The sequence below is a fragment of the Advenella faeciporci genome (genome assembly GCF_014652395.1).
GTDB lineage: Bacteria > Pseudomonadota > Gammaproteobacteria > Burkholderiales > Burkholderiaceae_B > Advenella > Advenella faeciporci.
This window is the reverse complement of record NZ_BMYS01000011.1, coordinates 1-25,861: the sequence shown is the minus strand read 5'-3', so window position 1 is coordinate 25,861 and position 25,861 is coordinate 1. Positions and strand designations below refer to the sequence as shown.

Annotated in this window: 24 protein-coding genes; 18 read left to right on the top strand and 6 right to left on the bottom strand. The window is 48.1% G+C overall.

What is annotated here, in order from left to right; all coding sequences use genetic code 11:
- Positions 1-7 precede the first annotated feature (7 nt).
- From pgsA to aceA, 5 genes are all read left to right on the top strand, one after another.
- Positions 8-580, top strand: coding sequence for a CDP-diacylglycerol--glycerol-3-phosphate 3-phosphatidyltransferase (pgsA, locus tag IE074_RS08685; RefSeq protein ID WP_189385085.1), 573 nt, complete (start codon positions 8-10; stop codon positions 578-580).
- Positions 581-658: 78 nt separating this feature from the next.
- A complete protein-coding gene (locus IE074_RS08680) occupies positions 659-1,918 on the top strand; it encodes an MFS transporter (protein ID WP_189385084.1) in 1,260 nt (419 codons plus the stop codon).
- A gap of 2 nt (positions 1,919-1,920) precedes the next feature.
- Positions 1,921-3,144: an MFS transporter gene (locus IE074_RS08675; protein WP_189385083.1), complete on the top strand. Its 1,224-nt coding sequence runs from the start codon at positions 1,921-1,923 to the stop codon at positions 3,142-3,144.
- 18 nt (positions 3,145-3,162) lie between these two features.
- The gene (locus tag IE074_RS14980; protein WP_268247312.1) at positions 3,163-3,291 is read left to right on the top strand and encodes a hypothetical protein; all 129 of its coding nucleotides are present in this window, start codon (positions 3,163-3,165) and stop codon (positions 3,289-3,291) included.
- Positions 3,292-3,631: 340 nt separating this feature from the next.
- Entirely contained in the window at positions 3,632-4,933 is a 1,302-nt protein-coding gene (aceA, locus tag IE074_RS08670; protein ID WP_189385082.1) for an isocitrate lyase, read from the top strand.
- Between the two features lie 173 nt (positions 4,934-5,106).
- Here aceA and mltB read toward each other — a convergent pair whose 3' ends face one another.
- Positions 5,107-6,243, bottom strand: coding sequence for a lytic murein transglycosylase B (gene mltB, locus IE074_RS08665; RefSeq protein WP_189385081.1), 1,137 nt, complete (start codon positions 6,241-6,243; stop codon positions 5,107-5,109).
- A gap of 180 nt (positions 6,244-6,423) precedes the next feature.
- Here mltB and IE074_RS08660 point away from each other — a divergent pair, with 180 nt between their 5' ends.
- The 3 genes from IE074_RS08660 to IE074_RS08650 all read left to right on the top strand — a co-directional run bounded on the left by IE074_RS08660 (position 6,424) and on the right by IE074_RS08650 (position 9,164).
- On the top strand, positions 6,424-7,350 hold the full coding sequence (locus tag IE074_RS08660; protein ID WP_189385080.1) for a histone deacetylase family protein: 927 nt from the start codon (positions 6,424-6,426) through the stop codon (positions 7,348-7,350).
- Positions 7,351-7,483: 133 nt separating this feature from the next.
- On the top strand, positions 7,484-8,233 hold the full coding sequence (locus tag IE074_RS08655) for an electron transfer flavoprotein subunit beta/FixA family protein (RefSeq protein ID WP_169294573.1): 750 nt from the start codon (positions 7,484-7,486) through the stop codon (positions 8,231-8,233).
- A gap of 1 nt (position 8,234) precedes the next feature.
- Positions 8,235-9,164: an electron transfer flavoprotein subunit alpha/FixB family protein gene (locus tag IE074_RS08650; protein WP_189385079.1), complete on the top strand. Its 930-nt coding sequence runs from the start codon at positions 8,235-8,237 to the stop codon at positions 9,162-9,164.
- Positions 9,165-9,262: 98 nt separating this feature from the next.
- On the opposite strand, the gene IE074_RS08645 is transcribed toward IE074_RS08650, so the two are convergent.
- Genes IE074_RS08645 through IE074_RS08635 form a run of 3 tightly spaced genes read right to left on the bottom strand, consistent with a single transcriptional unit; the run spans position 9,263 to position 11,810 of the window.
- Positions 9,263-9,985, bottom strand: coding sequence for a M48 family metalloprotease (locus IE074_RS08645; protein WP_189385078.1), 723 nt, complete (start codon positions 9,983-9,985; stop codon positions 9,263-9,265).
- Positions 9,986-10,019: 34 nt separating this feature from the next.
- Positions 10,020-10,835: a BPSS1780 family membrane protein gene (locus IE074_RS08640; protein ID WP_189385077.1), complete on the bottom strand. Its 816-nt coding sequence runs from the start codon at positions 10,833-10,835 to the stop codon at positions 10,020-10,022.
- Between the two features lie 6 nt (positions 10,836-10,841).
- Entirely contained in the window at positions 10,842-11,810 is a 969-nt protein-coding gene (locus IE074_RS08635) for a homoserine kinase (RefSeq protein ID WP_189385076.1), read from the bottom strand.
- 179 nt (positions 11,811-11,989) lie between these two features.
- On the opposite strand from IE074_RS08635, the gene IE074_RS08630 reads away from it, so the two are divergent.
- The 5 genes from IE074_RS08630 (at position 11,990) to yfaE (ending at position 18,903) form a co-directional block, all read left to right on the top strand.
- Positions 11,990-13,792, top strand: coding sequence for a ClcB-like voltage-gated chloride channel protein (locus tag IE074_RS08630; RefSeq protein WP_189385075.1), 1,803 nt, complete (start codon positions 11,990-11,992; stop codon positions 13,790-13,792).
- 73 nt (positions 13,793-13,865) lie between these two features.
- On the top strand, positions 13,866-14,813 hold the full coding sequence (gene dusA, locus IE074_RS08625; RefSeq protein ID WP_229793960.1) for a tRNA dihydrouridine(20/20a) synthase DusA: 948 nt from the start codon (positions 13,866-13,868) through the stop codon (positions 14,811-14,813).
- Between the two features lie 332 nt (positions 14,814-15,145).
- Entirely contained in the window at positions 15,146-17,422 is a 2,277-nt protein-coding gene (gene nrdA / locus IE074_RS08620; protein ID WP_189385073.1) for a class 1a ribonucleoside-diphosphate reductase subunit alpha, read from the top strand.
- A 27-nt stretch (positions 17,423-17,449) separates the two neighbouring features.
- Positions 17,450-18,583, top strand: coding sequence for a class Ia ribonucleoside-diphosphate reductase subunit beta (gene nrdB, locus IE074_RS08615; RefSeq protein ID WP_189385072.1), 1,134 nt, complete (start codon positions 17,450-17,452; stop codon positions 18,581-18,583).
- The gene (yfaE, locus tag IE074_RS08610) at positions 18,580-18,903 is read left to right on the top strand and encodes a class I ribonucleotide reductase maintenance protein YfaE (RefSeq protein ID WP_189385071.1); all 324 of its coding nucleotides are present in this window, start codon (positions 18,580-18,582) and stop codon (positions 18,901-18,903) included. Before nrdB ends, yfaE begins: the two co-directional genes overlap by 4 nt.
- A 96-nt stretch (positions 18,904-18,999) precedes the next feature.
- On the opposite strand, the gene IE074_RS08605 is transcribed toward yfaE, so the two are convergent.
- Complete coding sequence (locus tag IE074_RS08605) at positions 19,000-19,980, bottom strand: Bug family tripartite tricarboxylate transporter substrate binding protein (protein WP_189385070.1); 981 nt, start codon at positions 19,978-19,980, stop codon at positions 19,000-19,002.
- Between the two features lie 149 nt (positions 19,981-20,129).
- Here IE074_RS08605 and IE074_RS08600 point away from each other — a divergent pair, with 149 nt between their 5' ends.
- The 5 genes from IE074_RS08600 to exaC all read left to right on the top strand — a co-directional run bounded on the left by IE074_RS08600 (position 20,130) and on the right by exaC (position 25,670).
- Positions 20,130-20,681, top strand: a complete 552-nt coding sequence (locus IE074_RS08600) for a VOC family protein (protein ID WP_189385069.1) — start codon at positions 20,130-20,132, stop codon at positions 20,679-20,681.
- A gap of 1 nt (position 20,682) precedes the next feature.
- Positions 20,683-22,164, top strand: a complete 1,482-nt coding sequence (gene mhpA / locus IE074_RS08595; RefSeq protein ID WP_229793951.1) for a bifunctional 3-(3-hydroxy-phenyl)propionate/3-hydroxycinnamic acid hydroxylase MhpA — start codon at positions 20,683-20,685, stop codon at positions 22,162-22,164.
- 25 nt (positions 22,165-22,189) lie between these two features.
- A complete protein-coding gene (locus IE074_RS08590) occupies positions 22,190-22,945 on the top strand; it encodes an IclR family transcriptional regulator (RefSeq protein ID WP_189385068.1) in 756 nt (251 codons plus the stop codon).
- A gap of 39 nt (positions 22,946-22,984) precedes the next feature.
- Positions 22,985-23,836 carry a fumarylacetoacetate hydrolase family protein gene (locus IE074_RS08585; protein WP_189385067.1) on the top strand — a complete coding sequence of 284 codons (852 nt, stop codon included), beginning with the start codon at positions 22,985-22,987 and terminating at the stop codon, positions 23,834-23,836.
- A 310-nt stretch (positions 23,837-24,146) separates the two neighbouring features.
- On the top strand, positions 24,147-25,670 hold the full coding sequence (gene exaC / locus IE074_RS08580) for an acetaldehyde dehydrogenase ExaC (protein WP_189385066.1): 1,524 nt from the start codon (positions 24,147-24,149) through the stop codon (positions 25,668-25,670).
- 97 nt (positions 25,671-25,767) lie between these two features.
- On the opposite strand, the gene IE074_RS08575 is transcribed toward exaC, so the two are convergent.
- Positions 25,768-25,861: IS3 family transposase (locus IE074_RS08575; protein WP_189385065.1), on the bottom strand; the 94-nt coding region annotated here is incomplete at its 5' end.

Sequence of the window (25,861 nt, the reverse complement as noted above, 5' to 3'; positions counted from 1 at the left end):
ACACCTTATGAAAACAATGAACATACCCATTATTTTGACTTGGATGCGGGTTGCCATGATTCCGCTGGTCATTGCCTTGTACTACCTGCCAACTGAATGGATGGGTATTCATCTGCGCGATACAATTGGTGCGATTGCTTTTATTGTGGCCGCGCTTACTGACTGGTTTGATGGGTGGCTGGCCAGACGCTGGAATCAGACTTCTTCGTTCGGGGCTTTTTTAGACCCGGTTGCCGATAAACTCATGGTTTGTGCAGCCTTGCTTATTTTGCTGGACCTAAGCCGTCTGGATTCTTTTATTGCGCTTATCATTATAGGACGTGAATTAACCATTTCCGCCCTGCGCGAATGGATGGCAACCATTGGTGCGCGTGATAGCGTGGCCGTGCACTGGTTGGGCAAGCTCAAAACCACTGCACAAATGGTCGCAATTCCCTGTTTAATGTTTGCCCAAACCTGGCAAGGTATTCCTTTTTATCAAGTGGGGCAGGTACTTATTTATGTGGCTGCCTTGTTAACCGTCTGGTCCATGTTTTACTATATGCGCAAGGCATGGCCCGTTATCCGGAAACAGGCCTGAAATGGCCACTTGAAAGTATTGATTAACCACTCGTATCAGGGTGGTTAATTTTTTAAAAAAACAAAACCGATCTGAGACATGAACACGCAAGTATTATCTCCTGATTCAACTCTGGATGAAAAAAAAGCAGCAAGCCGTGACTGGCAAGTCATTTCCCTGGTTGGAGTCGTACATGCGGGCTCCCATTTTTTTCAGCTGGTGCTGCCATCCCTGTATATTTCACTTAACCTGGAATTTGGTTACAGTTTTGTAGAGCTTGGCCTGATCACCACGGTGTTTTTTGTGGTTTCCATGCTGGGGCAGGCCAGTTCCGGTTTTATTGTCGATAAAAAAGGGGGGCGGCCAGTCTTGCGCTTTGGTTTGGCGTTTATGGCGCTTTCCGCTTTTCTTATTGCCCTGGCACCAGGATACCCGGTTTTGCTATTGGCGGCTATTATCGGGGGTATGGGTAATGCCATCTTTCATCCGGTGGATTTTTCTCTTCTTAATCAGCATGTAGGGCCAAAACGCCTTGGGCATGCATTCAGTGTGCATGGTGTGTCTGGCAACCTGGGTTGGGCATTTGCGCCGGTTTTTATGGCGTTCATGATTGCCATTACCGGTTCATGGCGGATTGCGGCAGCGGCTGCCGGGGTGTTGTTGCTGTTGCTGCTTTTGCTAACGTATCTTAAAGGGGCATTGATTGCACCCGTCAAGGATAGCGGGCAGACTGTACATCTCGAATCCCATCAAACCATGGGGTTTACCGAAAAACTGGTGTTTTTGCTGAAAAATCCGGCTTTATGGGGAGCATTTGTCTTTTTTGCCTGTGGCACCATTGCCATGTCTTCGGTACAGAATTTCACCGTACCCATTATGGATGCGCTTTATGGCACCAGCAAAGAGGTGGCCAGTACGGCTTTGTCGCTTTATATGCTTTCGGCAGGGATCGGGCTGCTCATTGGCGGTTTCCTGGCTGGCACCACCCGTCAGACTGAAAAAATAGTGGGCGTTGCCCTGTTTGGCTCAGGGTTGGCCTATTTATTGTTGGCCAGCGGTCTTGTTCCGTCTTCTTTTGCTATTATTGGTCTATGTGTGGCCGGTTTTTTGTTTGGCATGGCCGGACCTTCGCGCGATATGCTTATCAGGCGGGTGGCGCCCAAAGGGGCAATGGGCTCGGTTTACGGGCTGGTTTATTCAGGTATGGATGTCGGTTCGGCGCTAGGGCCGGTTGCTTATGGTGTCATGCTTGATTATGGCCAGTTTTCGGGGCCATGGATAGGCGCCGGACTGGCTTCTTTTGTGGCCGTGGCGGCTGCATTTTGGGTTGCTTATTGTGCAAGGGTAAAAGGGTTGTAATCATGGTCATGCAAACAGAAAAACAAAAAGTCCTCACCATGGCACAGCTATTGTTTTGTGGTGCATTTATTGTCACCATGTCAATGGGTATACGGCATGGTTTTGGCCTGTGGTTGCAGCCTATTACCCAGGCTAATGAATGGGACAGGGAAACCTTTTCATTTGCCCTGGCCATGCAAAACCTGGTTTGGGGTTTTACGGGTATTTTTGCTGGAATGGTCTCAGACCGCTTTGGTGCGGTCAAGGTGATTGTCCTGGGTGGGATTTTATATGCGCTAGGTTTGCTGGGAATGGCCTATTCAACCACCGGTCTGGGATTTATGCTGTCCAGCGGGTTTTTAATTGGCATGGCACAGTCTGGTACGACCTATGCAATTATTTTTGGCGTTATAGGCCGTAATATACCGGCAGATCGTCGCTCATGGGCTATGGGTGTTGTTGCGGCGGCCGGATCTTTTGGTCAGTTTTTAATGGTGCCTGTTGAAAACTTCCTGATTGATGTTTTTGACTGGCAAATGGCCCTGGTGGTCTTAAGCGGCCTGGCCCTGGTTATTATCCCGCTGGGTATCGGCATGCGTGAGCCTTCGCCAGTAGCTGGTGTTTCCCAAGGCGCACGGCAGGGAATTATTCCCGCTATTAAAGAAGCATTTGCATACCCCAGTTTCCGTTTGCTGGTGGCCGGGTATTTTGTATGTGGCTTTCAGGTGGTGTTTATTGGTGTGCATATGCCCAGTTATCTTAAAGATGCAGGCATGAAGCCGGAAGTCGCCAGTTATGCCCTGGCATTAATCGGACTTTTTAATGTGTTTGGGACCTATGCGGTTGGCTTGATGGGACAAAAATATCCCAAGCGATATTTGCTGGCCGGCATTTATACGCTACGCGGGATTACGATTATTCTTTTCCTGCTGGCCCCCTTGACACCTGTCAGCGTGTATGTGTTTTCGGCTGTCATGGGTTTGCTTTGGCTATCCACCGTTCCACCCACGAATGCGATTGTGGCGCAAATATTTGGTATCCAGCACTTTGCAATGCTGGGCGGGTTTGTGTTTTTCAGTCATCAAATAGGTTCTTTCCTGGGGGTCTGGCTGGGTGGTATCATGTACGATATCTATGGCAGTTATGATCCCGTATGGTATTTGGCCATTGCACTTAGCGTTTTTGCCACCGCCATGAATTTGCCGGTTAAAGAGCACGCGATTGTCCGCACGGCTGCAGCCACTTAGTACAGGAGTAAAATTGGCATGAATCCAACGTTAAAAAAATGGCTTGTTTATGGTGGGCTATTGCTGGTGCTTGGGCTGGTATTTGCCATGTATACACAGCCTGGCCTGTTTATTACTTTGTCCAACCAGTTTTGGTCCTGTTTTTAGTTTTGATTGTTTTTCATTTTTACAACACCGCCATGGCGGTGTTTTTTTATGTCTGCCAGATTTTTACCAGAGCGCTTGTTTATAAGACCGTTTTTTTTATATTGTGAATGTTACATTTCATAATATGAAAATACGATGTTGCAGTGTTGAAAAAAATATTTCATAAACAAAAAATATGTTCCACATTATAAAATAAAATACATAAGTTATTGAAATTAAAATAAAAAATAAATAGTCTTATATAAGACATAAGTGTGTTTTGCAGTGCCGCAAAAGGATAGAATTTATCCAACTGATCCAACTTTTTTTATCTTTATTTTAATTTTTCCAGGAGATGACTATGTCAAACCGTGAAACAGCAATCCGTAATTTGCAAAAAGAATGGGCCGAAAACCCACGCTGGCAGGGTATCAAGCGCAATTACAGCGCAGAAGACGTTGTCAAGCTGCAAGGTTCCCTGCAACAGGAATACACCCTGGCACGTCGTGGTTCAGAAAAACTCTGGAATTTATTGCACACCGAGCCTTTCGTCAACTCTTTGGGCGCACTTACCGGTAACCAGGCCATGCAGCAGGTCAAGGCCGGTCTTAAAGCCATTTACCTGTCTGGCTGGCAAGTGGCCGGTGATGCCAATATTGCCGGTGAAATGTATCCAGATCAATCCCTGTATCCGGTTAACTCTGTACCAAACGTTGTTCGTCGCATCAACAACTCTTTGACCCGTTGTGACCAGATTCAATGGATGGAAGGCAAAGAGCCTGGTGATGAAGGCTTTATCGACTTCTTCGCTCCTATTGTTGCCGATGCCGAAGCCGGTTTTGGTGGTGTTCTGAATGCATATGAACTAATGAAATCCATGATCGAGGCCGGTGCTGCCGGGGTTCATTTTGAAGATCAACTGGCTGCGGCCAAAAAATGTGGTCACATGGGTGGCAAGGTTCTGGTTCCAACCCGTGATGCTGTTGCAAAACTGGTTTCAGCACGTTTGGCAGCCGACGTAATGGGTGTTCCCACTTTGTTACTGGCCCGCACCGATGCCGATGCCGCCGATCTTATCACTAGCGATATTGATGAAAACGATCGCGAGTTCATTACCGGCGAACGTACTGTTGAAGGCTTTTTCCGTACCCGTGCCGGTGTGGAGCAGGCAATTTCACGTGGTTTGGCTTATGCGCCTTACGCAGACCTGCTGTGGTGCGAAACTTCAACCCCTAACCTGGACGACGCCAAAAAATTTGCAGAAGCCATTCATAAACAATTTCCTGGCAAATTACTGGCTTATAACTGTTCACCGTCTTTCAACTGGAAGAAAAACCTTGATGACGTTACCATCGCCAAGTTCCAGAAAGAGCTGGGTGCCATGGGTTATAAATTCCAGTTCATTACATTGGCAGGTTTCCATGCACTGAACTATGGCATGTTTGAATTGGCTCATGGTTATGCCCGTCGTCAAATGAGCGCATTCGTTGAGTTGCAGCAAAAAGAATTTGCCGCTGCCGATTTGGGCTTTACCGCTGTTAAACACCAGCGTGAAGTTGGAACCGGTTACTTTGATGCTGTTACACAAACCATTGAAGGTGGCCGTTCTTCTACGACAGCCCTAACCGGTTCTACCGAAGAAGCCCAGTTCGCCGCACACTAAGCAACAGGGTTGAAAAACAGCTTGTAAAGGCTCCGTTGGGGGCTTCGCAAGATAGGATGCGAGGCCCCCGTTTCTTTACCCGGCAAGCTGTTTTCACGAGGTGCTCATTGGCCCTAATCGGGTGGTGTTCAGGAGTTATCCATAAACATCACCCTTTAAACGCCAGGAAGAGGCTAAGGAAAAATAACGTTGTAACCGTTGTCGCGTTGTTTCTGGGCCAAAGCCTGGGCCAGATCGGCAACAGCGGTGGCGTAGAAGTAGCTACGGTTGTATTTGGTTATTGCAAAGAAATTGGGTGTGGCGGTGCGGTATTCGGTTTGCCCCCGAATTTCATCAGGCAAGTTGATAATGCCAAGCTGTTTACCCGATTTCCAGTTGCTGTTGGTGCTGTTGCCTGCAAGCGTTGCCCCGGAAGATTGTAATTGTGTCCAGCTCAGGTAAGGCTCAAGGCCACCGTCAACCAGTGAGGCAGGATTGGCAGGCAGGCGGACAGGAGCAAATACCGGCGTGTTGTTTTGCCAGCCGTGTTTAAGCAGGAAATTGGCTACGGACATAATGGCGTCTTCTTTGCTGTTGCGTAAATCAATTTTGCCATTTTTGTCACCATCAATAGCGTAGTGCAAAATACTGATTGGCATGAATTGAGGCAGACCGGTTGCACCGGCAAAAGAACCTTCTTCTTGCAAAGCATTAAGCTTTCCCTGGTAGTCAAGATTAATCAGGGCCGCCAGTTGATTTCGGAACATTTGGCTTTTTTCAGGGCGTGAAGCATCAGGGTGCTTGAAACCCAGTGTATACAGGGTATCAAGCATGCGGAATGAGCCCATGTAACGGCCATAAACCGTTTCAACACCAATGATGCTGGCAATAATGGCTGCAGGTACGCCATATTGGCGTTCTGCCTGGTTAAGTGCACTGCGGTTGGCATTCCAGAATTCAGTACCGTGCCGTAAGCGAACCGGGTCTACAAAGCGGGCGCGGTAGCTGGGCCACACGCGCTTGATGCGGCCTTTGGGGCCCTGCGGCATAATAAGGTTGGCAACCCGTTCATTGTATTGGGCATTGTCAAGCAGGTTTTGTATATATGACTCGGGAATGCCATAGCGTTGTGACACTTGTTTTATAAACCGGGCACGATCGGCTGACAACGGGGAGTTTTCAACTTCCCAGCCGGTTTTGGCTGAAATGGCCGAAGCGTTTGTGTTGTTGACGGCTGTTTTGTTTGTCTGCTCTAAAGGTGCGCCGGCACAGGCTGTTAAAAGCAAAGTGCATAGGGCTGGCAAGAGCGTGTTTCTGGTTTTTAATATCATAATTTGCTGTGGTTGTTTAGCGTTGGGCGCGGTTATTGGGTTTTAGGGTGTATAGGGGTGATTTGATGAAAAATGTAATTGATAGGCCAATTATTTGAACGAAGTATGTTAGATTGTAATGAAGCATTAAAATAAATGGCATTTTTTTAGCCATAAGGATATTCAATCAGAGAGTCGAGCGTGGAGACTTTATATATTACACATCCAAACTGTCGTTTGCACATGATGCAAAAGTGGCATCCGGAAGCGCCTGCACGCCTGGATGAAATCAATGATCGTTTGCTGGCCAGCGGTGTTTCGCCATGCTTAAGGCATCTGGATGCACCCAATGCTTCAGATGTCGATGTGTTAAGGGTTCATACGCCAGAATACCTTGCCTACCTGAAAGAACATGTGCCCCGGGAAGGCTATTTTAGTATAGACAATGAAGAAACCAGTATGAATCCGCATACCTTGCGGGCCGCTTATTCTGCGGCAGGTGCGGGTATTCTGGCAATTGATGAAATTATGGCTGGTCACGCGCTTAATGCTTTTTGTGCGGTCAGGCCACCAGGGCATCATGCCGAACGTGGCCGGGCCATGGGTTTTTGTTTTTTCAATAATCTTGCCATTGCAGCCCGTTATGCGATTGAAAAATTCAAACTGAAAAGAATTGCCGTGATTGATTTTGATGTTCATCATGGCAATGGCACCGAGGATATTTTCAAGAATGATCCTCATATTGTCATGTGCAGTTTTTTTCAGTACCCACTGTACCCTAATTGCGGTATTGCCAATGTTGCATCCAACATGTTCAATACCCCGGTTCCTGCCTTTACCAAGAGTGACGTTATCAGGAATATTGTCCAGAATAAGTGGTTGCCTGTCCTTGAGGATTTTAAACCAGAGATGGTGCTTATATCAGCAGGTTTCGATGCCCATCGGGAGGATGAGATGGGGCAGATGGATCTGGTGGAAAAAGATTATGAATGGATAACCAAACAGCTGATGGAGGTCGCCAAGCGGCATTCACAAGGCCGAATTATCAGCTTTTTGGAGGGAGGGTATAGTTTATCGGCATTAGGAAGAAGTGTAACAGCGCATATCAAGGCGCTGGCTTCTTTATAAAAACTGAAACAGGTCTTCAGTAAAGAAAAATAGTCAGTTATATTAAAATAGCTTACCTTTAACATGACTACATTGTAGAATTGAAAGGTTTTGGTTTATGGCAGTAAAGTTGCCAATATTAGGAGATACTTGGATGAAGGTATTAGTACCTGTAAAACGTGTCGTTGACTATAACGTCAAAGTGCGCGTCAAATCAGATCAAACTGGGGTAGATATTGCCAATGTAAAAATGTCAATGAACCCTTTCGATGAAATCGCTGTTGAGGAAGCAACACGATTGAAAGAAAAGGGTGTTGCGACTGAAGTAGTGGCGGTTTCATGCGGTGTTACACAGTGCCAGGAAACACTGCGTACGGCAATGGCAATTGGTGCCGACCGTGCCGCTTTGGTTCAGACAGATGCCGAACTTCAGCCATTGGCCGTGGCAAAACTGCTTAAAGCCGTTACCGAAAAAGAACAGGCCCAACTGGTGATTCTGGGTAAACAGGCTATCGACGACGATGCAAACCAGACCGGTCAGATGCTGGCTGCGCTGCTGGGCTGGCCCCAGGCTACCTTTGCCAGCAAAATCGAAATTGAAGGCGATAGCGCCAAGGTTACACGGGAAGTTGACGGTGGCCTGGAAACCATTTCAGTTAAATTGCCAGCCATTATCACCACAGACTTGCGCCTGAATGAGCCACGTTATGTAACGTTGCCCAACATCATGAAAGCAAAGAAAAAACAACTGGATACTTTTACACCAGAAGATCTGGGCGTTGATGTGACTCCCCGCATCAAAACACTGAAAGTATCAGAGCCGCCAGCACGCAAAGCCGGTATTACCGTTCCTGATGTGGCTACCCTGGTAGATAAATTAAAGAATGAAGCAAAGGTGATTTAATATGACGATCTTGGTTATTGCTGAACATGATAATGCAGAATTAAAAGCAGCTACATTAAATACCGTTGCCGCAGCAGCAAAAATTGGTGGTGATATTCACGTTTTGGTTGCCGGCAGTGGTGCTCAGGCTGTTGCCGATCAAGCTGCCAAAGTGGCTGGTGTTAGCGCTGTTATTCTTGCGGATGCGCCACAATTGGCAGATTCTTTGGCTGAAAACGTGGCAGAACAGGTTATTGCTGTTGCCGGTAATTACAGCCATATTTTGTTCCCGGCGACTGCATCGGGTAAAAACGTGGCTCCCCGCGTGGCTGCCAAACTGGATGTTGCCCAAATTTCCGACATCATTGCCGTAGAGTCTGCCGATGTGTTCCAGCGCCCCATTTATGCTGGTAATGCTATCGCAACCGTAGAATGCGTTGATGCCAAAAAAGTCATTACCGTACGTACCACTGCTTTTGATGCCGTCGCTGCTGAAGGTGGTTCTGCCGCGGTACAAAACGTTGAGGCGGTTGCCGATTCTGGCCTGTCTTCATTTGTTGGTCGTGATGTTGAAAAAAGCGATCGTCCTGAATTGACGGCTGCCTCCATTATTGTTTCTGGTGGTCGTGGTATGGGTAGTGCCGAGAACTTCAAGATTCTTGATCCTCTGGCCGATAAACTGGGTGCCGCACTGGGTGCTTCACGTGCCGCGGTTGATGCCGGTTACGCCCCTAACGACTGGCAGGTTGGTCAAACCGGTAAGATTGTTGCGCCACAACTTTATGTCGCAATCGGTATTTCCGGTGCGATTCAGCACCTGGCCGGCATGAAAGATTCCAAAGTGATTGTTGCCATCAATAAAGATGCGGAAGCACCTATTTTTGGTGTGGCTGATTACGGTCTGGTTGCTGACTTGTTCACGGCAGTTCCTGAACTGGTTGGTGCGCTGTAAAGCATAACAAAGCAAGGCAAAATACATTCCGCTGTTTTGCCTTGTCAGTGCCATAAAAAAACGCTTCTTATGAAGCGTTTTTTTATGGGCGGGATTTATTACATTTTCTCTATCCGGTCTGCCCGCTTGGCAGAGTCGGGGTGGCTGGAGAAGAAGCCACCGCCGCCACTGCCCAGTTTACGCAGAGCAGACACCGCATGGGATTTATCGTAATTGTTTTCCTGCAGGATTTTCAGGCCATAGGCGTCAGATTCCAATTCGTGAGATTGCGAATACTGGGCATTAACCAGGTTATGGGCCAGCGTGCCTATTTCATTGCCCGACAGAGAAGCAACAATAGAGTTGCCGCTTGCGGCACCGGCTTTGCGAGCTGCCAGTGTCAGCAGGTTGGTGCGTGCCTGTGATTTTGAATGACCATTCATGACGTGGCCTACTTCATGGCCAATCACAAACAGAAGTTCAGGGTCTGTCATTTTATCCATTAAGCCTGAGTAAACGCGAATGCTGCCATTGGGTAAGGCAAAAGCATTCACCTCCGGATTAAGGTAAACCTTGTAGTCCAGTGCTTTGCCATTGTAACTGCGCAGGTTGCGGGTAATATTGTTCAGTCGCTTGGTATAACTGCTATTGGCATCGGCAACTGTGTTTTGCTGGTCAAGTTGTTGCTGGGATTGTACCGCCAGGGCCTGGATTTCGGCATCGTTAATGGTGGCGGCCTGGAACAGTGAAGAGGCGGCGTCAACCATGCCTGCGGTATTCATGCCTTCACAGGCACTTAATGAGCCAAGCAGAAGGCCGGAAATAATGAGTTTCTTAATCATGACAACTCCCGGTAAAAAACAGGGTGGATTTGATTCAGGGTTTTATGGTGCGAATGTCGGGCTTGCCAAAAATGGCAACATAACTGGAATAAAAACCACAATACATGCTAACGGCAATAATCATGACCAGTATTTGGGCAACAAAGGCAACCAGCATAAGCGGAAGTCCCATGAGCATCATCAAGTCGGTGAGCAGGAACTGGCTGGCATAAAACAATATACCCCAAATGGAAAAATAAACAATAAAGGCAAGTTTATTACGCCATGAAGCAACCAGGGAATAGAACAGGGCTTTTTTAACACTCATGTTTTCCCACCCGATTAACTGGGGGACATGCCAGAAAGTAATGGCGGTTAAAAATGTAAGTATGGCCCATAACGCATATTGAAAAATGCTAATGGAAAAACTGGGGATGTCATTTAGCGTAAGTTTGTATTCCGGGTCGGACAGCAACCGGGAAATTTTTTGCATGTCTTCATGGCTGAGGGCATTCATGGTTGGATAAAAAGAAATGAATGTAATCAGAACGAAGATGCTGGCGTATAAAAAACCAATGATAGCCAGGCGTTGGATAACACCGGGCTTTTTAAGGGGCAGGATCCATTCGGCCGGAATGACTTTATTGTTGCCGTCTATGGAGCGGCAGGCACTTACCATGACCAGACTGGAGATGGGGATGCTGACAATAAAAAGCGGCAAGCCGATAAGGGGAAGAATGATAAGAATCTGGCTAATGAAATTGATAATAAATGTAATGGCCAGCAACGCCATTGGCTGCTTTTTGAACAAGGAAAAAGCGGCCTGGACCCATTGTAATCCTGCAGAGAAAGGTAGTTTAGCGGCTTGCATGATTGTTTATGGCAGTTGTGGTATGGTTGACTCGCTACGCAGCTTGAGAATGCGTTCGAAATGGGTGGGATCGTGCGGTTTCAGGGTTTGGGCCGGACGTGGGATGAAAAAATCATACAGGCGGGATGTCCAGAAGCGCAAGGCCGCAGCCCTGAGTGCAACCGGCCAGATCTGCCTTTCATCATCCGTAAAGGGACGTATGCGGTTGTAGGCTTCAAGCCAGGCTTTTACATGTTCCTCAAGAAAAGCTCCGGTTTCACGTTCTATGCACCAGTCATTAACGGCAACCGCCACATCGAAAATCCATTTGTCGTAACCGGCAAAGTAGAAATCAATGATGCCACCCATGCTTGGATTTTCAAATGTGCCGTCAAACAGTACATTATCACGGAACATATCGCAGTGACAGGGGCCTGCCGGCAGGTTTTGCCACAGGGTCGAACCCTGTACGCGGATTTGTTCGTCCAGTGAGGTTTGATACAGATGCGTTAATTCCTGGTTCAGGAAAGGCTGGATGCTGGGGTAGGTGGCCTGCCACCAGTCAAGTCCGCGCAAATTGGGTTGCCCGATTGGAAAATCCAGTGCGGCAAGGTGTGCCTGGGCCTGGGTTTGGGCAGCAATAATGCAATGATTGGCACTGGGAGAGGCCTCGTAGCCGCCAGCCAGACGGGTAACGATAGAGGCAGGTTTGTTTTTGAGTGTGCCAATGCGCTTGCCGTCTTTGCGGGTTTGCGGCATGGGTACCTTGACACCCTTGCTGGCCAGGTGGTGCATTAACTCAATATAGAAGGGCAGCTGCTCATGAGTAAGCACCTCAAAGATGGTCAGGACATATTCGCCATGTGTGCTGCTCAGGAAATAATTGGTGTTTTCGATGCCGGCTGTAATGCCCCTTAAGGAAACAAGCTCACCCAGATCATATTCAGCAAGAAATGCTTCGGCTTCAGAGGTAGTCAGATTCGTAAAAACAGCCATATCAGGTATTTATCACATAATTAGGTTAACGCGGATGCCCTGTATTTTAGTCCAGGTTGAAGGGGGAATGATACATTCATTTGCGGCATATAAAAATAAACCATGGTCAGTGTATTGATATTCCATAATAAGGTTTGGATATAATGACTTTTTTAATCCTGGCATTTCTTGGATAAACAATGATTTTCAGTAATGGCCTTGACATGTTCAGGGAGCAATGCAAACAAACCCGGTGGCTTTCAGGGCAGCCGGCCTTGCTGGTATGGGCCTTGCTCATGGGTGTGGTAGGCGCACTGGCCACCATCGTGTTTTATTGGGGTATCCATCAGGTCCAGTTGCTCCTTTCGGGGCAGTCAGGATCTATTGTTTCGGTTACGCGTAGCTGGTCTGCGCCAGAGCGAATCCTGTATCCGGCGCTTGGTGGCCTTGTGGCCGGGCTGCTTTTATGGTGGGCAAGCAAACTCAAGATAGACAGTAACGCCGACTACATGGAGGCGGTCGCTATTGGCGATGGGCGTCTGTCATTGCGGCAGGGTGTTTTACGGGTTTTGTCTTCGTTAAGCGTGATTGCCACCGGAGGGTCGGTAGGGCGCGAAGGGGCCATGATTCACCTGGCTGCCATGGGTGCCTCTGCCGCTGGCCGGTTCTTCTGTTTCGAGGCTATCCCCTTACGCTTGCTGGTGGCTTGCGGTGCGGCGGCTGGGGTCTCGGCTGCTTATAATGCGCCCATCGCAGGAGCCTTGTTTGTGGCGGAAATTGTGTTGGGCAGCATGTCCATGCAGATTCTGGGTCCCTTGCTGCTGTCGGCGGCAACGGCAAACATAACCATGCGACTGTTGGGTTATTACCATGTTATGTACGATTTGCCAGAGCTGGTGCCGGTTTCTCCGCATTTCCTCGTGTTTGCCATTTTACTGGGTTTGTTGTCGGGCCTGCTGGCGCCACAGTTTTTGCGTTTCCTTGATTTGGCCAAACGCCTGTTTAAAAAAACCGGGCTGGGTTTGCCACTGCGGCTGACGCTGGGTGGCTTGGTGCTGGGTTTGTTAACGTTGATAGAGCCGCGTGTGGCCGGCAATGGCTACAGTATCCTTAATTCTTTTTTGCATGAACCCTGGGCCTGGACGGCGGTGACGCTTATCTTGCTAAGCAAAGTTCTGTCTACGGGCATTACGGTGGGTTCAGGCGCGGTTGGCGGGGTGATTACCCCGGTGATGTTTGTAGGCGGCGCCTTGGGCTTGCTGTGTGTGCAGGTTTTCAGTTTGCTCTTGCCGGTGGTGCCCGCCAATACCGCGATGTTTGTGTTGCTGGGCATGGGGTCCTTTCTGGCCGCCGCTACCAGTGCGCCCTTGATGGCAATACTCATGATTTTTGAAATGACGCACAGTTATACTATAATACTGCCCCTGATGCTGGCTTGTGTGTTTTCCTATTTCACCTCCAGATCCATCGCGGGTGCGGTTATGTATGCAGTTACCGAGTCGCGTGACAAAGACTTGCAGCTGCGTCACGGTCTGCGTCGGCTTAAGCTGGCCAGTTTGGTTAGTCCGGTAAGTACAGTTATTAAACATAATCAAACGGTACAAGATGCCCTGAACATGTTTATTGAATATGGTGTTCGTTTCATTTATGTGGTTAATGAAATGAACGAATACCAAGGGGTGATTGCTCACAAGGATATTAGCAGTTTTCTGTTGTCAGGCAATGACATGCAGGCACCTTTGTCAGGAGAGCTGATTAACCGTTCCTATTTGACCACGCTAAAGCCTGACATGACACTGGATGAAGTGCAGGACTATTTTGAAACCTTCAGTGGTGAACGTTTACCGGTATTGAGTTTGGATGAGAGGCCGGTGCTGTTGGGGGTGGTTTACAAATCGGATGTGCTGAAGAAATTGAATGAATTGAAAAAATTGCTGGATGCCAGCAGTGAAGCTATTTTGGATGTAAGAGCGAGAAAATTGTATGACGATCGTCGAAAATAAAGAGCTGGAAAAATGGGCTCCAGGCGGGCTTTATGCCCGTGCCGATGCGCCATGGCGACTGTCGGTAGCGCCCATGATAGATGTCACAGACCGTCATTGCCGCTTCTTTCACCGTCTTTTGGCCCCCAAGGCCTTGCTGTATACGGAAATGATCACCACTGGTGCGCTGATTCACGGGGATATTGCCAGGCACCTGAAATTTAATGAAGAAGAGCATCCCGTTGCCCTGCAACTGGGCGGCAGCGAGCCACAGGAACTGGCGCACTGTGCCCGACTGGGGCAGGAATGGGGCTACGATGAAATAAATCTTAATTGCGGCTGTCCTTCCGAGCGGGTACAAAAAGGTTCTTTTGGCGCCTGTTTAATGGCCGAGCCCAAACTGGTGGCTGATTGTATAAAGGCCATGCAGGACGCCGTGGATCTGCCCGTAACAGTCAAGCACCGCCTGGGTCTTGATTATGACGAGTCTTATGGTTTTGTGCGTGATTTTGTCGGGGAGATTTACCATACGGGTTGCCGGGTTTTTGTTACCCATGCCCGTAATGCCGTGTTAAAAGGCTTATCACCTAAAGATAACCGGGAAATCCCGCCTTTGCGTTATGACGTGGTTGCCAGGCTCAAACAGGATTTTCCCGATGCCCTGTTCGTTTTGAACGGCGGGCTCAAGGACGTGCGGCAAATGCAGGCCAGGGCCAATGAGTTTGATGGTGTGATGATAGGGCGGGCTGCCTGGCACGAACCTTATTTGCTGCGCGAGGCCAGCCAATTGTTATGGCCTGACATTGCGGTTCCTTCCAATGAAGCCATTGTTGAAATCATGATGGCTTATGTCAGCAAAGAGCTGGAAAACGGGGTGCCCATGCGCTTGCTGGTCAAGCCTATGCTGGGGCTGGTCAATGGCCAGAAAGGATCGCGCCTGTGGCGCCGCACCTTGTCCGATCATCGCCTGTTGTCCAACAATGATCCCGTTTTGCTTAAACAGGCTTTTGCCCAGTTGGCTAACAGTCAAACTGTGGCGTGAACAATAAAAAATTGTAATTGTTTATAATAAATTTTGTTGTCTGGCATGGGGAAAATTGGCTGTTTTATCAAGTGATTGTAGAAAACAATAAGGTTTTCAGGCGGTTTTTCCGTGCTTGATATTGTTATCAAGTTACTATATATTGTGGTTCGGCCTTGCGCCCTTACTAAATGTAGAATTTTTTTCTAATGGCTGTCTTTACTGTTTTTAATAAAATACAATGAAGATGGCTGTTTTATTTTAATAAATCCACTCCAAAGCAACCGTTTACATTCCTGTGGCAGGCAGGTTAACAAGCGGGAGATGTTGTTAATATTTTTTCGGGTAAATACATGAACAAGAACCTATTAGTCACCAAACGTAGCGGGGAAAAAGAACCCCTGAATCTGGATAAAATTCACCGTGTTGTCGCATGGGCTGCTGAAGGCTTGGATCATGTTTCTGTCTCTCAGGTAGAGTTGCGCTCCCATATCCAGTTTTATGACGGCATCCGTACCGATGATATTCATGAAACGATCATCAAGGCGGCCGCCGACCTGATTTCCGAAGAATCGCCCGATTACCAATATCTGGCTGCCCGTCTGGCCATTTTTCATTTGCGCAAGATCGCATTTGGCCAGTTCGACCCCCCAAAGCTGTTCGATCACGTAAGCAAAATGGTGGATATGGGTAAGTACGATGCCCATATCCTGCAGGATTACACCAAAGAAGAGCTGGACGAAGCTGATTCCTACATTGATCACTGGCGTGACATGTCATTTTCCTATGGCGCGGTCAAGCAGCTTGAAGGTAAATATCTGGTGCAGAACCGGGTTACCCAGGAAATCTATGAAAGCCCCCAGTTCCTGTATATTCTGGTTGCGCTGTGCCTGTTTTCCAAATACCCCAAAGAAACCCGCTTGCAGTATGTGAAAGGTTTCTATGATGCCATTTCCACCTTCAAGATTTCCCTGCCAACCCCCATTATGTCGGGTGTCCGCACGCCAACACGCCAGTTCAGCTCCTGCGTGTTAATTGAATGTGGTGACAGCCTTGACTCCATCAATGCCACTACCAGTTCAATTGTGCGTTATGTATCGCAACGGGCTGGCATTGGTATTAACGCAGGCCGCATTCGTGCGGTTGGCAGTACCATTCGTGGCGGTGAAGCCAAGCACACCGGCTGCATTCCTTTTTACAAACACTTCCAGACAGCGGTTAAATGCTGTTCGCAAGGTGGAGTGCGGGGTGGTGCGGCGACCTTGTTTTATCCCATCTGGCACCTTGAAGTTGAATCTTTGCTGGTACTCAAGAACAACCGTGGAGTGGAAGAAAACCGGGTGCGCCACATGGATTACGGTGTGCAAATCAACCGCCTTATGTACCAGCGCTTAATCAAGGGCGGTGATATCACCCTGTTTTCTCCCTCGGACGTGCCCGGTCTGTATGATGCTTTCTTCGAAGACCAGAACCGTTTTGAGACCTTATACCAGCAATATGAAAACGATCCCTCCATCCGCAAGCGCAAGGTAAAAGCGGTAGACCTGTTCTCGCTCATGATGCAGGAACGTGCGGGTACAGGCCGCATCTATATCCAGAACGTAGACCATTGCAACACGCACAGTCCTTTTGATCCTGCCGTGGCGCCGGTTCGCCAAAGCAACCTGTGTCTTGAAATTGCCTTGCCGACCAAGCCCCTGAACGACATTAACGATGAAAACGGCGAGATAGCCCTGTGCACCCTGTCGGCCTTCAATCTGGGGGCGATCGAGTCCCTGGATGAATTGAAAGATTTGTCTGAACTGGCCGTGCGCGCCCTTGATGCCTTGCTGGATTACCAGGATTACCCGATCAAGGCGGCTAAAATTGCCACCATGAACCGTCGTACCTTGGGTATTGGCGTCATCAACTATGCGTATTACCTGGCCAAAAACAACGCGAAGTACTCTGATGGCAGTGGCAAGGCGCTTACACACCGTACCTTCGAAGCCATTCAATATTACCTGTTGCAGGCATCGGTCAAGCTGGCCAAAGAGTTTGGGGCTTGCCCGGCCTTTAATGAAACCACGTATTCAAAAGGCATTTTGCCCATTGATACCTACAAAAAAGACCTGGATGCCATTTGCAATGAGCCCTTGCATCTGGATTGGGAAACCTTGCGCAAGGATATTGTGACTTATGGTTTGCGCAACTCCACCCTGACAGCCCTGATGCCTTCGGAAACTTCCAGCCAGATTTCCAATGCCACCAATGGTATTGAGCCACCCCGTGGCCTGGTAAGTGTGAAAGCCTCCAAAGACGGTATCCTGAAACAGGTTGTACCCGAATATGATCGCCTGAAAGACAAGTATGAGTTGCTGTGGGACATGCCCGGCAATGACGGTTATTTGCAACTGGTTGGCATTATGCAAAAGTTTGTCGACCAGTCTATTTCGGCCAATACCAACTATGATCCATCCCGTTTCCCCAATGGTCGTGTACCCATGAACCAGCTGTTGAAAGATTTGTTAACCGCTTATAAATTCGGCCTTAAAACCTTGTATTACCAAAACACCCGTGATGGTGCCGAAGATGCTCAAACTGCTGACCAGGGTGCCGATGATTGTGCCGGTGGCGCTTGCAAAATTTAAGCTGTTGTTTAATAGAGTAAAGAAATTATGTCTTATAGTACTTTTTGTCAGATAGCCAATGATCCGTTAAAAGAGCCCATGTTTTTTGGTCAACCTGTTAACGTGGCTCGCTATGATCAGCAAAAATACGAGATTTTCGAAAAACTGATCGAAAAGCAACTGTCTTTTTTCTGGCGCCCTGAAGAGGTGGACGTTTCCCAGGACCGGATTGATTACGCCGCCTTGCCCGATCATGAAAAACATATTTTCATCAGTAATCTGAAATACCAGACATTGCTGGATTCCATCCAGGGGCGCAGCCCCAACGTCGCTTTGCTGCCGCTGGTTTCCATTCCTGAACTGGAAACCTGGATAGAAACCTGGTCCTTTTCAGAAACGATTCATTCACGATCCTATACGCACATTATCCGGAATATTGTCAGCAATCCCTCCACGGTCTTTGACGATATTGTGGTTAACGAGCATATTCTTGCCCGTGCCCGTGATATTTCCATTTATTACGATGAGCTGATCAAGCTAACCCAGTATTACGATCTTTTTGGCGAGGGGACCCACACCATCAATGGGGAAAGCGTTACGGTCAGTTTGCGTGAACTGAAGAAAAAGCTTTACCTGTGCCTGATGGCGGTCAATGCACTTGAGGCGATTCGTTTTTATGTCAGTTTTGCCTGCTCGTTTGCCTTTGCAGAACGTGAGCTCATGGAAGGAAATGCCAAAATCATCAAGCTGATTGCCCGTGATGAGGCCCTGCATTTAACCGGTACGCAGCATATCCTTAATATTATGCGCAGTGGTGAAGATGATCCTGAAATGGCCGAGATTGCCAAAGAGCTTGAGCAGCAATGCTTTGACCTGTTTAAAAAAGCGGCCTTGCAGGAAAAGGAATGGGCTGAGTATCTGTTCAGGGATGGTTCCATGATTGGCCTGAACAAGGATATCCTGTGCCAGTATGTTGAATATATTACCAATCTGCGCATGCAGGCGGTGGGTCTTGCACCTGCTTTTGAAGGTAATAAACAGAACCCGATCCCATGGATCAATGCCTGGCTGTCATCCGATAATGTACAGGTTGCACCCCAAGAGGTGGAAATCAGTTCTTACCTGATTGGTCAGATTGATGCTGAAATCAATACTGATGCACTGCAAAATTTTGAACTATGACCCTTGTTGCAACCCTGGACACCAGTTTTGATTTATTAGAGGGCGAGACCCTTCTTGAAGGTCTTGAAAGAACCGGGCACGAGCTGGAGTATCAGTGCCGCTCGGGGTACTGCGGCTCTTGCCGTACCCGCCTGATATCCGGTGAGGTCAGGTATATATCCGAGCCGCTGGCTTTTGTTTCGCGCAATGAAGTGCTGCCATGTTGCTGTGTGCCCGTTGATACCGTGCATCTGGACGTTGCCCGGTCTTATGGCCCCGAACAGCCAGCATTAAGTGAAGAGCTTGAGCCGCAAAGCAGTCTGGATTTCAATAAATCCTGATTTTTTCCCGAAAGCGTGAATAGCCACGCTTTCAGTTTACTTATTCGTCAGTTTGTTCCCACGCGGAGCATGGGAACAAGATCCTTCTACTGCCAATCAATCCAGCTTGATATTGGCACGTTTAATCACTTTTTGCCATTTACCACCATCTTCAGAAATGAACGCTTTGAATTCTTCGGGTGTGCTGCCTACCAGTTTGCCAATATAGGTTTTTTCCCAGCGCTCGGCCAGTTCCTTGTTATCGTTTACCTTTTGCATGGCCTCTCCCAGAACTTTCAATGCTTCAGGCGGTGTTCCGGCGGGTGCCAGCAAACCTTGCCAGCCGAAGGGGCTAAAGTCGTCAAGGCCCGCTTCCTTGAAAGTAGGTACATCGGGAAAGCTGGGGTGACGTTCGTTACCGGTAATCGCCAGCAACTTCAGCTTTCCGGTTTTAATGCCACCGGCGGCCGCTGGCAGGGCATCAAATAAAAAATCCACCTGTCCTGCCATTAAATCGCTAAACGGGTTAGTGGTGCTGTATGGGATGAAAACGGGTTTTGTTTCGCTGTCAAAACCAAACCATTCACCTGACAAATGGGAATAGCTGCCAACTCCCATGCTGGCAATATTGAATTGTCCCGGATTTTTCTTTAATTTTTCAATCAGATCCTTCACATCATCAACGGCCACTTTCGGGCTGGCAATCAAGCCGGTGTTCATGACGCCAAGCAGGCTGACAGGGACAAAATCTTTTTCAATATCATAAGTTTTTGTGGCATATAGATGTGGCTGAATGGACAGCGTGCTGGTTGAGCCAATCAATAAGGTGTAACCATCAGGCTTGGCCTGTGCGGCAGCCGCATTGCCAATGGCACCCGAGGCGCCTGGTTTGTTGTCAATAATAACACTGACACCCAGGTTTTTCTGAAGCTCGGCAGCGACTTCGCGGGCATTGGTGTCAGGGCCGGTACCGGGTGCAAACGGTGTAATGATGCGGATGGGACGATCAGGGTAAGCCGCTTGTGCACTGAAAGCGATAAGCCCCAGGCTTAGCCCGACAGTAATTTTTTTTGAAAGTTTATTAATGGTAAAGCGCATGGTTGTCTCCTCAGGGATGTAATTGTCTTGAATAAATCGAATAAAACTTGATATTTGTTAAATTATCATAATATAATAAAAACATCAAATAAAATTTGCTTAATATTAATCAAATTATCTTTAAATGATATTTGTGTTTAGGAGACAAAATGACGCAAGCCAAAGACAATATTCAGCTTTCCTTAAGCCACTTGGGTATTTATGTGCAGGATCTGGAAAAAATGAGCACTTTTTATAAGGAAACATTTGAATTTACCCAAACCGACAAGGGAGATCTGGGGCATACCCAACTGGTGTTTTTAAGTCGTGATCCTGCAGAGCATCACCAACTGGTATTGGCAACCGGTCGTCCGGAAAACATACAGTTCAATCTCATTAACCAGATTTCTTTTCGCGTACCCAATCTGGATAATCTGCGCCGTTTTTATGCACGTGTAAAAAAACACAATGATGTCAATGATATCCAGTGCGTTACCCATGGTAATGCGGTCTCCATTTATTGCCGTGACCCGGAAGGCAACCGGCTTGAGATTTTCATGGACACTCCCTGGTATTGTGACCAGCCCTTGCGTGAGCCTATTGATCTTGAATTGAGCGATGAAGACATCATGGCCAAGGCCGAAGCAATCGCCCGCAAATATCCAAAATTCAAGATGCGTTCCGAATGGCATGAAGAAATGCGCCAGTTGATGGGGGTGTAAGATGATGACCGATAAAGTGCTTTATGATGTGGCCATAATTGGTTACGGACCGGTTGGCGCCACACTGGCCGGCTTGCTGGGCCAGGAGGGCCTGAAGGTATTGGTGCTGGAGCGTGAAGCCGCTATTTATCCCTTGCCGCGAGCCATTCATTTTGATGGTGAAGTCATGCGGATTTTTCAAAGCCTTGGCCTTAAAGACAAAGTCCTTGAAATCAGTCGTCCCGGTATTCATGGCATGCATTTTGTCAATGCAGAAGGAGAAACCCTGCTGATCCGTGCGGGAAGTGCCGAGAATGGCCCTAATGGGTGCGCCAATAATTATTATTTTCATCAACCCCAGCTGGAAGTCCTGTTGCGGGAAAAAGTGGCTCGTCACGCAAACGTAACGGTAAAACTGAAGACCGAACTGTTGGGGATTGAGGAGCAAAACGATCATGTGATGCTGACCGCACAAAACCATCACACCCGGTCAATTGAACATTATCAGGCCAAATATGTGGTGGGGTGTGATGGTGCCCGTTCATTAGTGCGCACCACCATGAATAGCCCCATGGAAAACCTTGGACTGCGCCAGCAGTGGCTGGTATTTGATGTCTTGCTCAAAGAAGACGTACAGTTGCCGCCTTACACCATTCAGCATTGTGATCCTGAGCGTCCCATGACGTATTGCAATGTAGTGGGTAACCGCCGTCGCTGGGAAATCATGGTCATGCCAGATGATAACCAGGAGGAATTGGTTAAACCTGAAAATATCTGGAAGATGCTGGCACGCTGGATCAGGCCTGAGCAGGCGGATCTGGAACGGGCCGTCATTTATACCTTCAATTCCCTGATTGCCGAAGGCTGGCGTAAGGGGCGCCTGATGTTGGCCGGTGATGCCGCACATCAGACACCGCCTTTTCTGGGGCAGGGTTTGTGTGCCGGTATACGTGATGCCGCCAACCTGTACTGGAAACTCAAGGCCGTCATTACTGGCAATACCAGTGACGCTATTCTGGATACTTACGAGTCAGAGCGTTCTGCTCACGTCCATGAAGTGATTGGACTGGCGGTATATCTGGGCAGTATTATCCAGACGACTGATCCTGAGAAAGCGGCAGAACGGGACAGGACATTCCGTGAAGAAGCCAGTCGTGAGTTTTTTATGCCGGTTTCACAATTGGGAGAAGGACTCTGGGACGGGCAAAGGCAGGCAGGAGGGCAACTGTTTTTCCAGCCCAAAAATGCGGAAGGCATTGCGCTGGATGATTTGGTGGGTAACCGCTTCGCGATATTGCATACTGATCAGGCCAGGCTAACCGGCTTGACAGGTGTATTGCCGGAAAATGCCGATATTGTTCCGGTGCAAATGGACTGCAAGGAAGTGGGTAAATGGCTGGCCGAAAAAGATGCGGAATTTGTTGTGCTGCGTCCAGACCGTTATGTACTGGGAACCGGTAAAAATGAGGCACAATTAAAGGCATTGTTATCGCTAGTGTCCTGATACGGTTTAAGTTAAAGGTTTTATGATGAGTGAAAAATCCCCTTCCAGTCTGGTTCGTATGTTAATGGTGCTGGACTTCTTTACCGAAGCCAAGCCCATATGGAGTGTTGAAGATATTGCCCGGAAACTTGAGGTCTCCATTCCAACCTGTTATCGCTATATGAAAATGCTGGTGGAATCGGGTTGGCTTACTCATCAGTCAGAATCTTGTTATACCTTTGGTCCTCGCATACTGGTCATGGATTATTATGTACGGCAGTCTGATCCGGTCTTGTGCGCCAGTGCTCCGCTTATGCAAGAGCTGGTGGCCAAAACCGGGTTTGAGTGCGTGCTGTCCGCCTTTTATGGTGATCAGGTGCTGGATTCGCATCATGAAAAAAGCAATGGGAAAACTTTCCTCAGCTATGGCAGGGGTATGCCACGACCCTTGTTTCAGGGGGGGGCTCCAAAGGTTATCCTGGCCCATCTGCCCACCAGGAAGCTACGTAAAATTTATGATGGCCACGCCGAAGAACTGAAAAAATCGGGTATGCCCGAAGATTGGAATGGTTTCAGGGCTTACTATCAAGGCATCAAAAAACAGGGGTTTTATTATTCTGCCGGTGAGCTGGAATCTCATTTGGGTGCTTTGTCGGTTCCCATTGAAAAGCAAGGGCAGCCGGGTGTGTGGGGAGCCATGTCACTGGTGGCTGAATTATCACGATTTGAGGTGGTTGATTTTCTCAAAATGAAAGAGATGCTTGAAGGCGCCACCCGGAGTATTTCATACAATTTGGTTTAATGGTTTTTAACAATATAGAAACAGGAAGAAGGAAGAGAGATGAAGTTAATCAGTTTTGTTTTGAATGGTAAAAATACTTACGGTGTGGTTACCGATGAGAAAAAAGTGCTGGATCTGGGGCCATTGCTGGGAGGGCGTTTTGCTGATCTGGCCAGCCTGCTGGGCAATAACGATCTTTCACCAGTCCAAGAGGCACTTGAAAACAATCCTGCTACGCTGGATTATGAGGACCTGGATTTGTTGCCCGTAATTCCCGAGCCTGGCAAGATTTTCTGTATTGGCCTGAATTACGCAGACCACGTTAAGGAAACCAATCGTGAAGTGACCGAGGCCCCCACCATTTTCCTGCGTGTGGCTGAGTCCCAGGTCGCTCATAATGACAGTATTGTATTGCCTCCCGAATCGGTCAAACTGGATTACGAAGGTGAAATCGCCATTGTGATTGGCAAAGGTGGTCGTCGCATTTCAGAAGAAAAGGCATGGGATCATATTGCCGGTTATGCCTGTTACAACGATGGTAGTATCCGTGATTGGCAAACAGCCACTTCACAATGGGGTCCGGGCAAAAACTTCTGGAAAACCGGCGGTTTCGGCCCATGGCTGGTTACTGCCGATGAAATCCAGCCCGGTCAGGAATTAACGCTGGTTACCAGACTGAATGGTCAGGAAATGCAGCGCACCACCACGGAATTGCTGATCCACAGTATTCCAAGGCAGATTGCCTATATTTCTTCATTTTTGCCGTTGAATGCCGGTGATGTGATTGTGACGGGTACGCCAGGTGGTGTGGGTGCCAAGCGTAATCCGCCTGTATTCATGAAAGAGGGTGATGTGGTGGAAATCGAAGTGGATGCGGTGGGTGTATTGCGCAATACCATCAGTGCTGAATAAGCGTTTTCCGTAAAAGGTTTTTGTAAAAAAAAAATTACAATTACCTGTCTCCAGGAACAGCCGGCAAGCAGAAAGTTAATCTGCTTGCCGGCTGTTTATCTTGGTGTTTTCACTTCTTGAATGTCTTTAAAAATCTTGTATGATACCGGTTATAAGAGGAAAGACAGCGTGTGTGACAGGGTGTTGACAATACTTGATGTCATGCTGATTATTCCTGCACTTGGGCCTAAGTGTCTCGTAGAAGAAATCCCTGTTTTCAGGTTTTCATGATAGGGAAAGTGCCAATACTTAACATCACCAAGGAGATGACATGGATCTTTCAGAATTGAAGCAATTTGGTTTGGATGTGGCTTATCCCTATAAAAAAAAGTATGAGAATTTCATAGGAGGGCAGTGGGTCGCCCCTGTATCAGGCGAATATTTCGAGAATATTTCCCCCATTACCGGCAAGCCATTTTGTCAGGTTGCCCGCTCGGGTGCGCAAGACGTCGAACTGGCGTTGGATAAAGCGCATGCGGCCCGACGTGCCTGGGGGAAAACCTCGGTCATGGACCGCTCGAATTTGCTGCTCCGCATGGCAGACCGTATGGAAAAAAACCTGCAATTGCTGGCCGTGGCTGAAACCATTGATAATGGCAAACCCATTCGTGAAACCATGGCGGCAGACTTGCCATTGGCCATAGACCACCTGCGTTATTTTGCCGGATGTATTCGCGCCCAGGAAGGCGCTATTTCCGAAATTGACGAAACTACGGTCGCCTATCATTTTCAAGAGCCATTGGGCGTTGTTGGCCAAATTATCCCCTGGAACTTTCCGATCCTGATGGCTATCTGGAAACTGGCCCCGGCGCTTGCCGCAGGTTGCTGCGTTGTCTTGAAGCCGGCCGAGCAGACCCCTGCTTCCATTCTGGTTTTAATGGAGTTGACGGCAGATATCTTCCCGCCCGGTGTGATCAATGTGATTAACGGTTTTGGCAAAGAGGCCGGCAACGCCCTGGCAACCAATAAACGTATTGCAAAAATTGCGTTTACCGGTTCAACGGCAACCGGCAAACATATTTTGCACGCTGCGGCAGAAAACCTGATTCCTTCCACGGTTGAGCTGGGTGGCAAAAGCCCGAATATTTTCTTTGCCGATGTGATGGATCAGTCTGATGCTTTCCTGGACAAGGCGCTGGAAGGACTGGCCATGTTTTCGTTGAACCAGGGTGAGGTATGCACTTGCCCATCCAGAATCCTGATCCAGGAGTCCATTTACGAGGCGTTCATTGAAAAAGCCATCAAACGTGTTCAGGCCATCAAGACCGGTAATCCGCTTGAGGCCAGCACGATGGTAGGGGCGCAGGCATCCCGGATGCAGATGGATAAAATCATGTCTTACATTGATATCGGACGGGAAGAGGGGGCGGTTTGCTTAACAGGTGGTGACCGTCATCGGCCGGGAAATCTGGAGGATGGCTATTATATCAATCCAACCATGTTGCTGGGAAAAAATAACATGCGCATTTTTCAGGAGGAAATTTTCGGGCCTGTTGCTTCAGTAACGACCTTTAAGGATGAGGAAGAGGCGCTTGAAATTGCCAATGCCAGCTACTATGGTTTGGGTGCCGGTGTCTGGTCGCGTGACGGAACAAGAGCCTACCGGATGGGAAGGGGCATAGAAGCCGGCAGGGTATGGACAAATTGCTATCACTTATACCCGGCACATGCCGCCTTTGGTGGTTACAAGCAATCGGGCATTGGGCGGGAAACCCATAAAATGGCTTTGGGGAACTATCAGCAAACCAAGTGTTTATTGGTAAGCTACAGTGCCAATGCCTTGGGTTTTTTCTAGTTTTTAATAGTGGAATAAAGATATTAACCAGAAAAAACAACAATAATTTATTGTTCCCCTGCCATGAAGTGACCCCCAAATGTTGGACGGTTAAAAACTAGGCAGCTAAAACCTGAGTCCGGTATTGTACTGGACTCAGGCCATTTAATTTGAGCTTGATACGCTTGTGATTATAGTAGTGAATGTACTCC

Bases quoted from the DNA above. Each gene is read 5' to 3' on its own strand.
- IE074_RS08600 (WP_189385069.1), top strand. From the start codon at position 20,130: ATGACGCAAGCCAAAGACAATATTCAGCTTTCCTTAAGCCACTTGGGT.
- aceA (WP_189385082.1), top strand. From the start codon at position 3,632: ATGTCAAACCGTGAAACAGCAATCCGTAATTTGCAAAAAGAATGGGCC.
- IE074_RS08635 (WP_189385076.1), bottom strand. From the start codon at position 11,810: ATGGCTGTTTTTACGAATCTGACTACCTCTGAAGCCGAAGCATTTCTT.
- IE074_RS08675 (WP_189385083.1), top strand. From the start codon at position 1,921: ATGGTCATGCAAACAGAAAAACAAAAAGTCCTCACCATGGCACAGCTA.
- mltB (WP_189385081.1), bottom strand. From the start codon at position 6,243: ATGATATTAAAAACCAGAAACACGCTCTTGCCAGCCCTATGCACTTTG.
- nrdA (WP_189385073.1), top strand. From the start codon at position 15,146: ATGAACAAGAACCTATTAGTCACCAAACGTAGCGGGGAAAAAGAACCC.
- IE074_RS14980 (WP_268247312.1), top strand. From the start codon at position 3,163: ATGAATCCAACGTTAAAAAAATGGCTTGTTTATGGTGGGCTATTGCTG.
- exaC (WP_189385066.1), top strand. From the start codon at position 24,147: ATGGATCTTTCAGAATTGAAGCAATTTGGTTTGGATGTGGCTTATCCC.
- IE074_RS08655 (WP_169294573.1), top strand. From the start codon at position 7,484: ATGAAGGTATTAGTACCTGTAAAACGTGTCGTTGACTATAACGTCAAA.
- IE074_RS08605 (WP_189385070.1), bottom strand. From the start codon at position 19,980: ATGCGCTTTACCATTAATAAACTTTCAAAAAAAATTACTGTCGGGCTA.
- mhpA (WP_229793951.1), top strand. From the start codon at position 20,683: ATGATGACCGATAAAGTGCTTTATGATGTGGCCATAATTGGTTACGGA.
- IE074_RS08650 (WP_189385079.1), top strand. From the start codon at position 8,235: ATGACGATCTTGGTTATTGCTGAACATGATAATGCAGAATTAAAAGCA.
- IE074_RS08590 (WP_189385068.1), top strand. From the start codon at position 22,190: ATGAGTGAAAAATCCCCTTCCAGTCTGGTTCGTATGTTAATGGTGCTG.
- dusA (WP_229793960.1), top strand. From the start codon at position 13,866: ATGATAGATGTCACAGACCGTCATTGCCGCTTCTTTCACCGTCTTTTG.
- IE074_RS08630 (WP_189385075.1), top strand. From the start codon at position 11,990: ATGATTTTCAGTAATGGCCTTGACATGTTCAGGGAGCAATGCAAACAA.
- IE074_RS08585 (WP_189385067.1), top strand. From the start codon at position 22,985: ATGAAGTTAATCAGTTTTGTTTTGAATGGTAAAAATACTTACGGTGTG.
- IE074_RS08640 (WP_189385077.1), bottom strand. From the start codon at position 10,835: ATGCAAGCCGCTAAACTACCTTTCTCTGCAGGATTACAATGGGTCCAG.
- IE074_RS08680 (WP_189385084.1), top strand. From the start codon at position 659: ATGAACACGCAAGTATTATCTCCTGATTCAACTCTGGATGAAAAAAAA.
- pgsA (WP_189385085.1), top strand. From the start codon at position 8: ATGAAAACAATGAACATACCCATTATTTTGACTTGGATGCGGGTTGCC.
- yfaE (WP_189385071.1), top strand. From the start codon at position 18,580: ATGACCCTTGTTGCAACCCTGGACACCAGTTTTGATTTATTAGAGGGC.
- IE074_RS08645 (WP_189385078.1), bottom strand. From the start codon at position 9,985: ATGATTAAGAAACTCATTATTTCCGGCCTTCTGCTTGGCTCATTAAGT.
- nrdB (WP_189385072.1), top strand. From the start codon at position 17,450: ATGTCTTATAGTACTTTTTGTCAGATAGCCAATGATCCGTTAAAAGAG.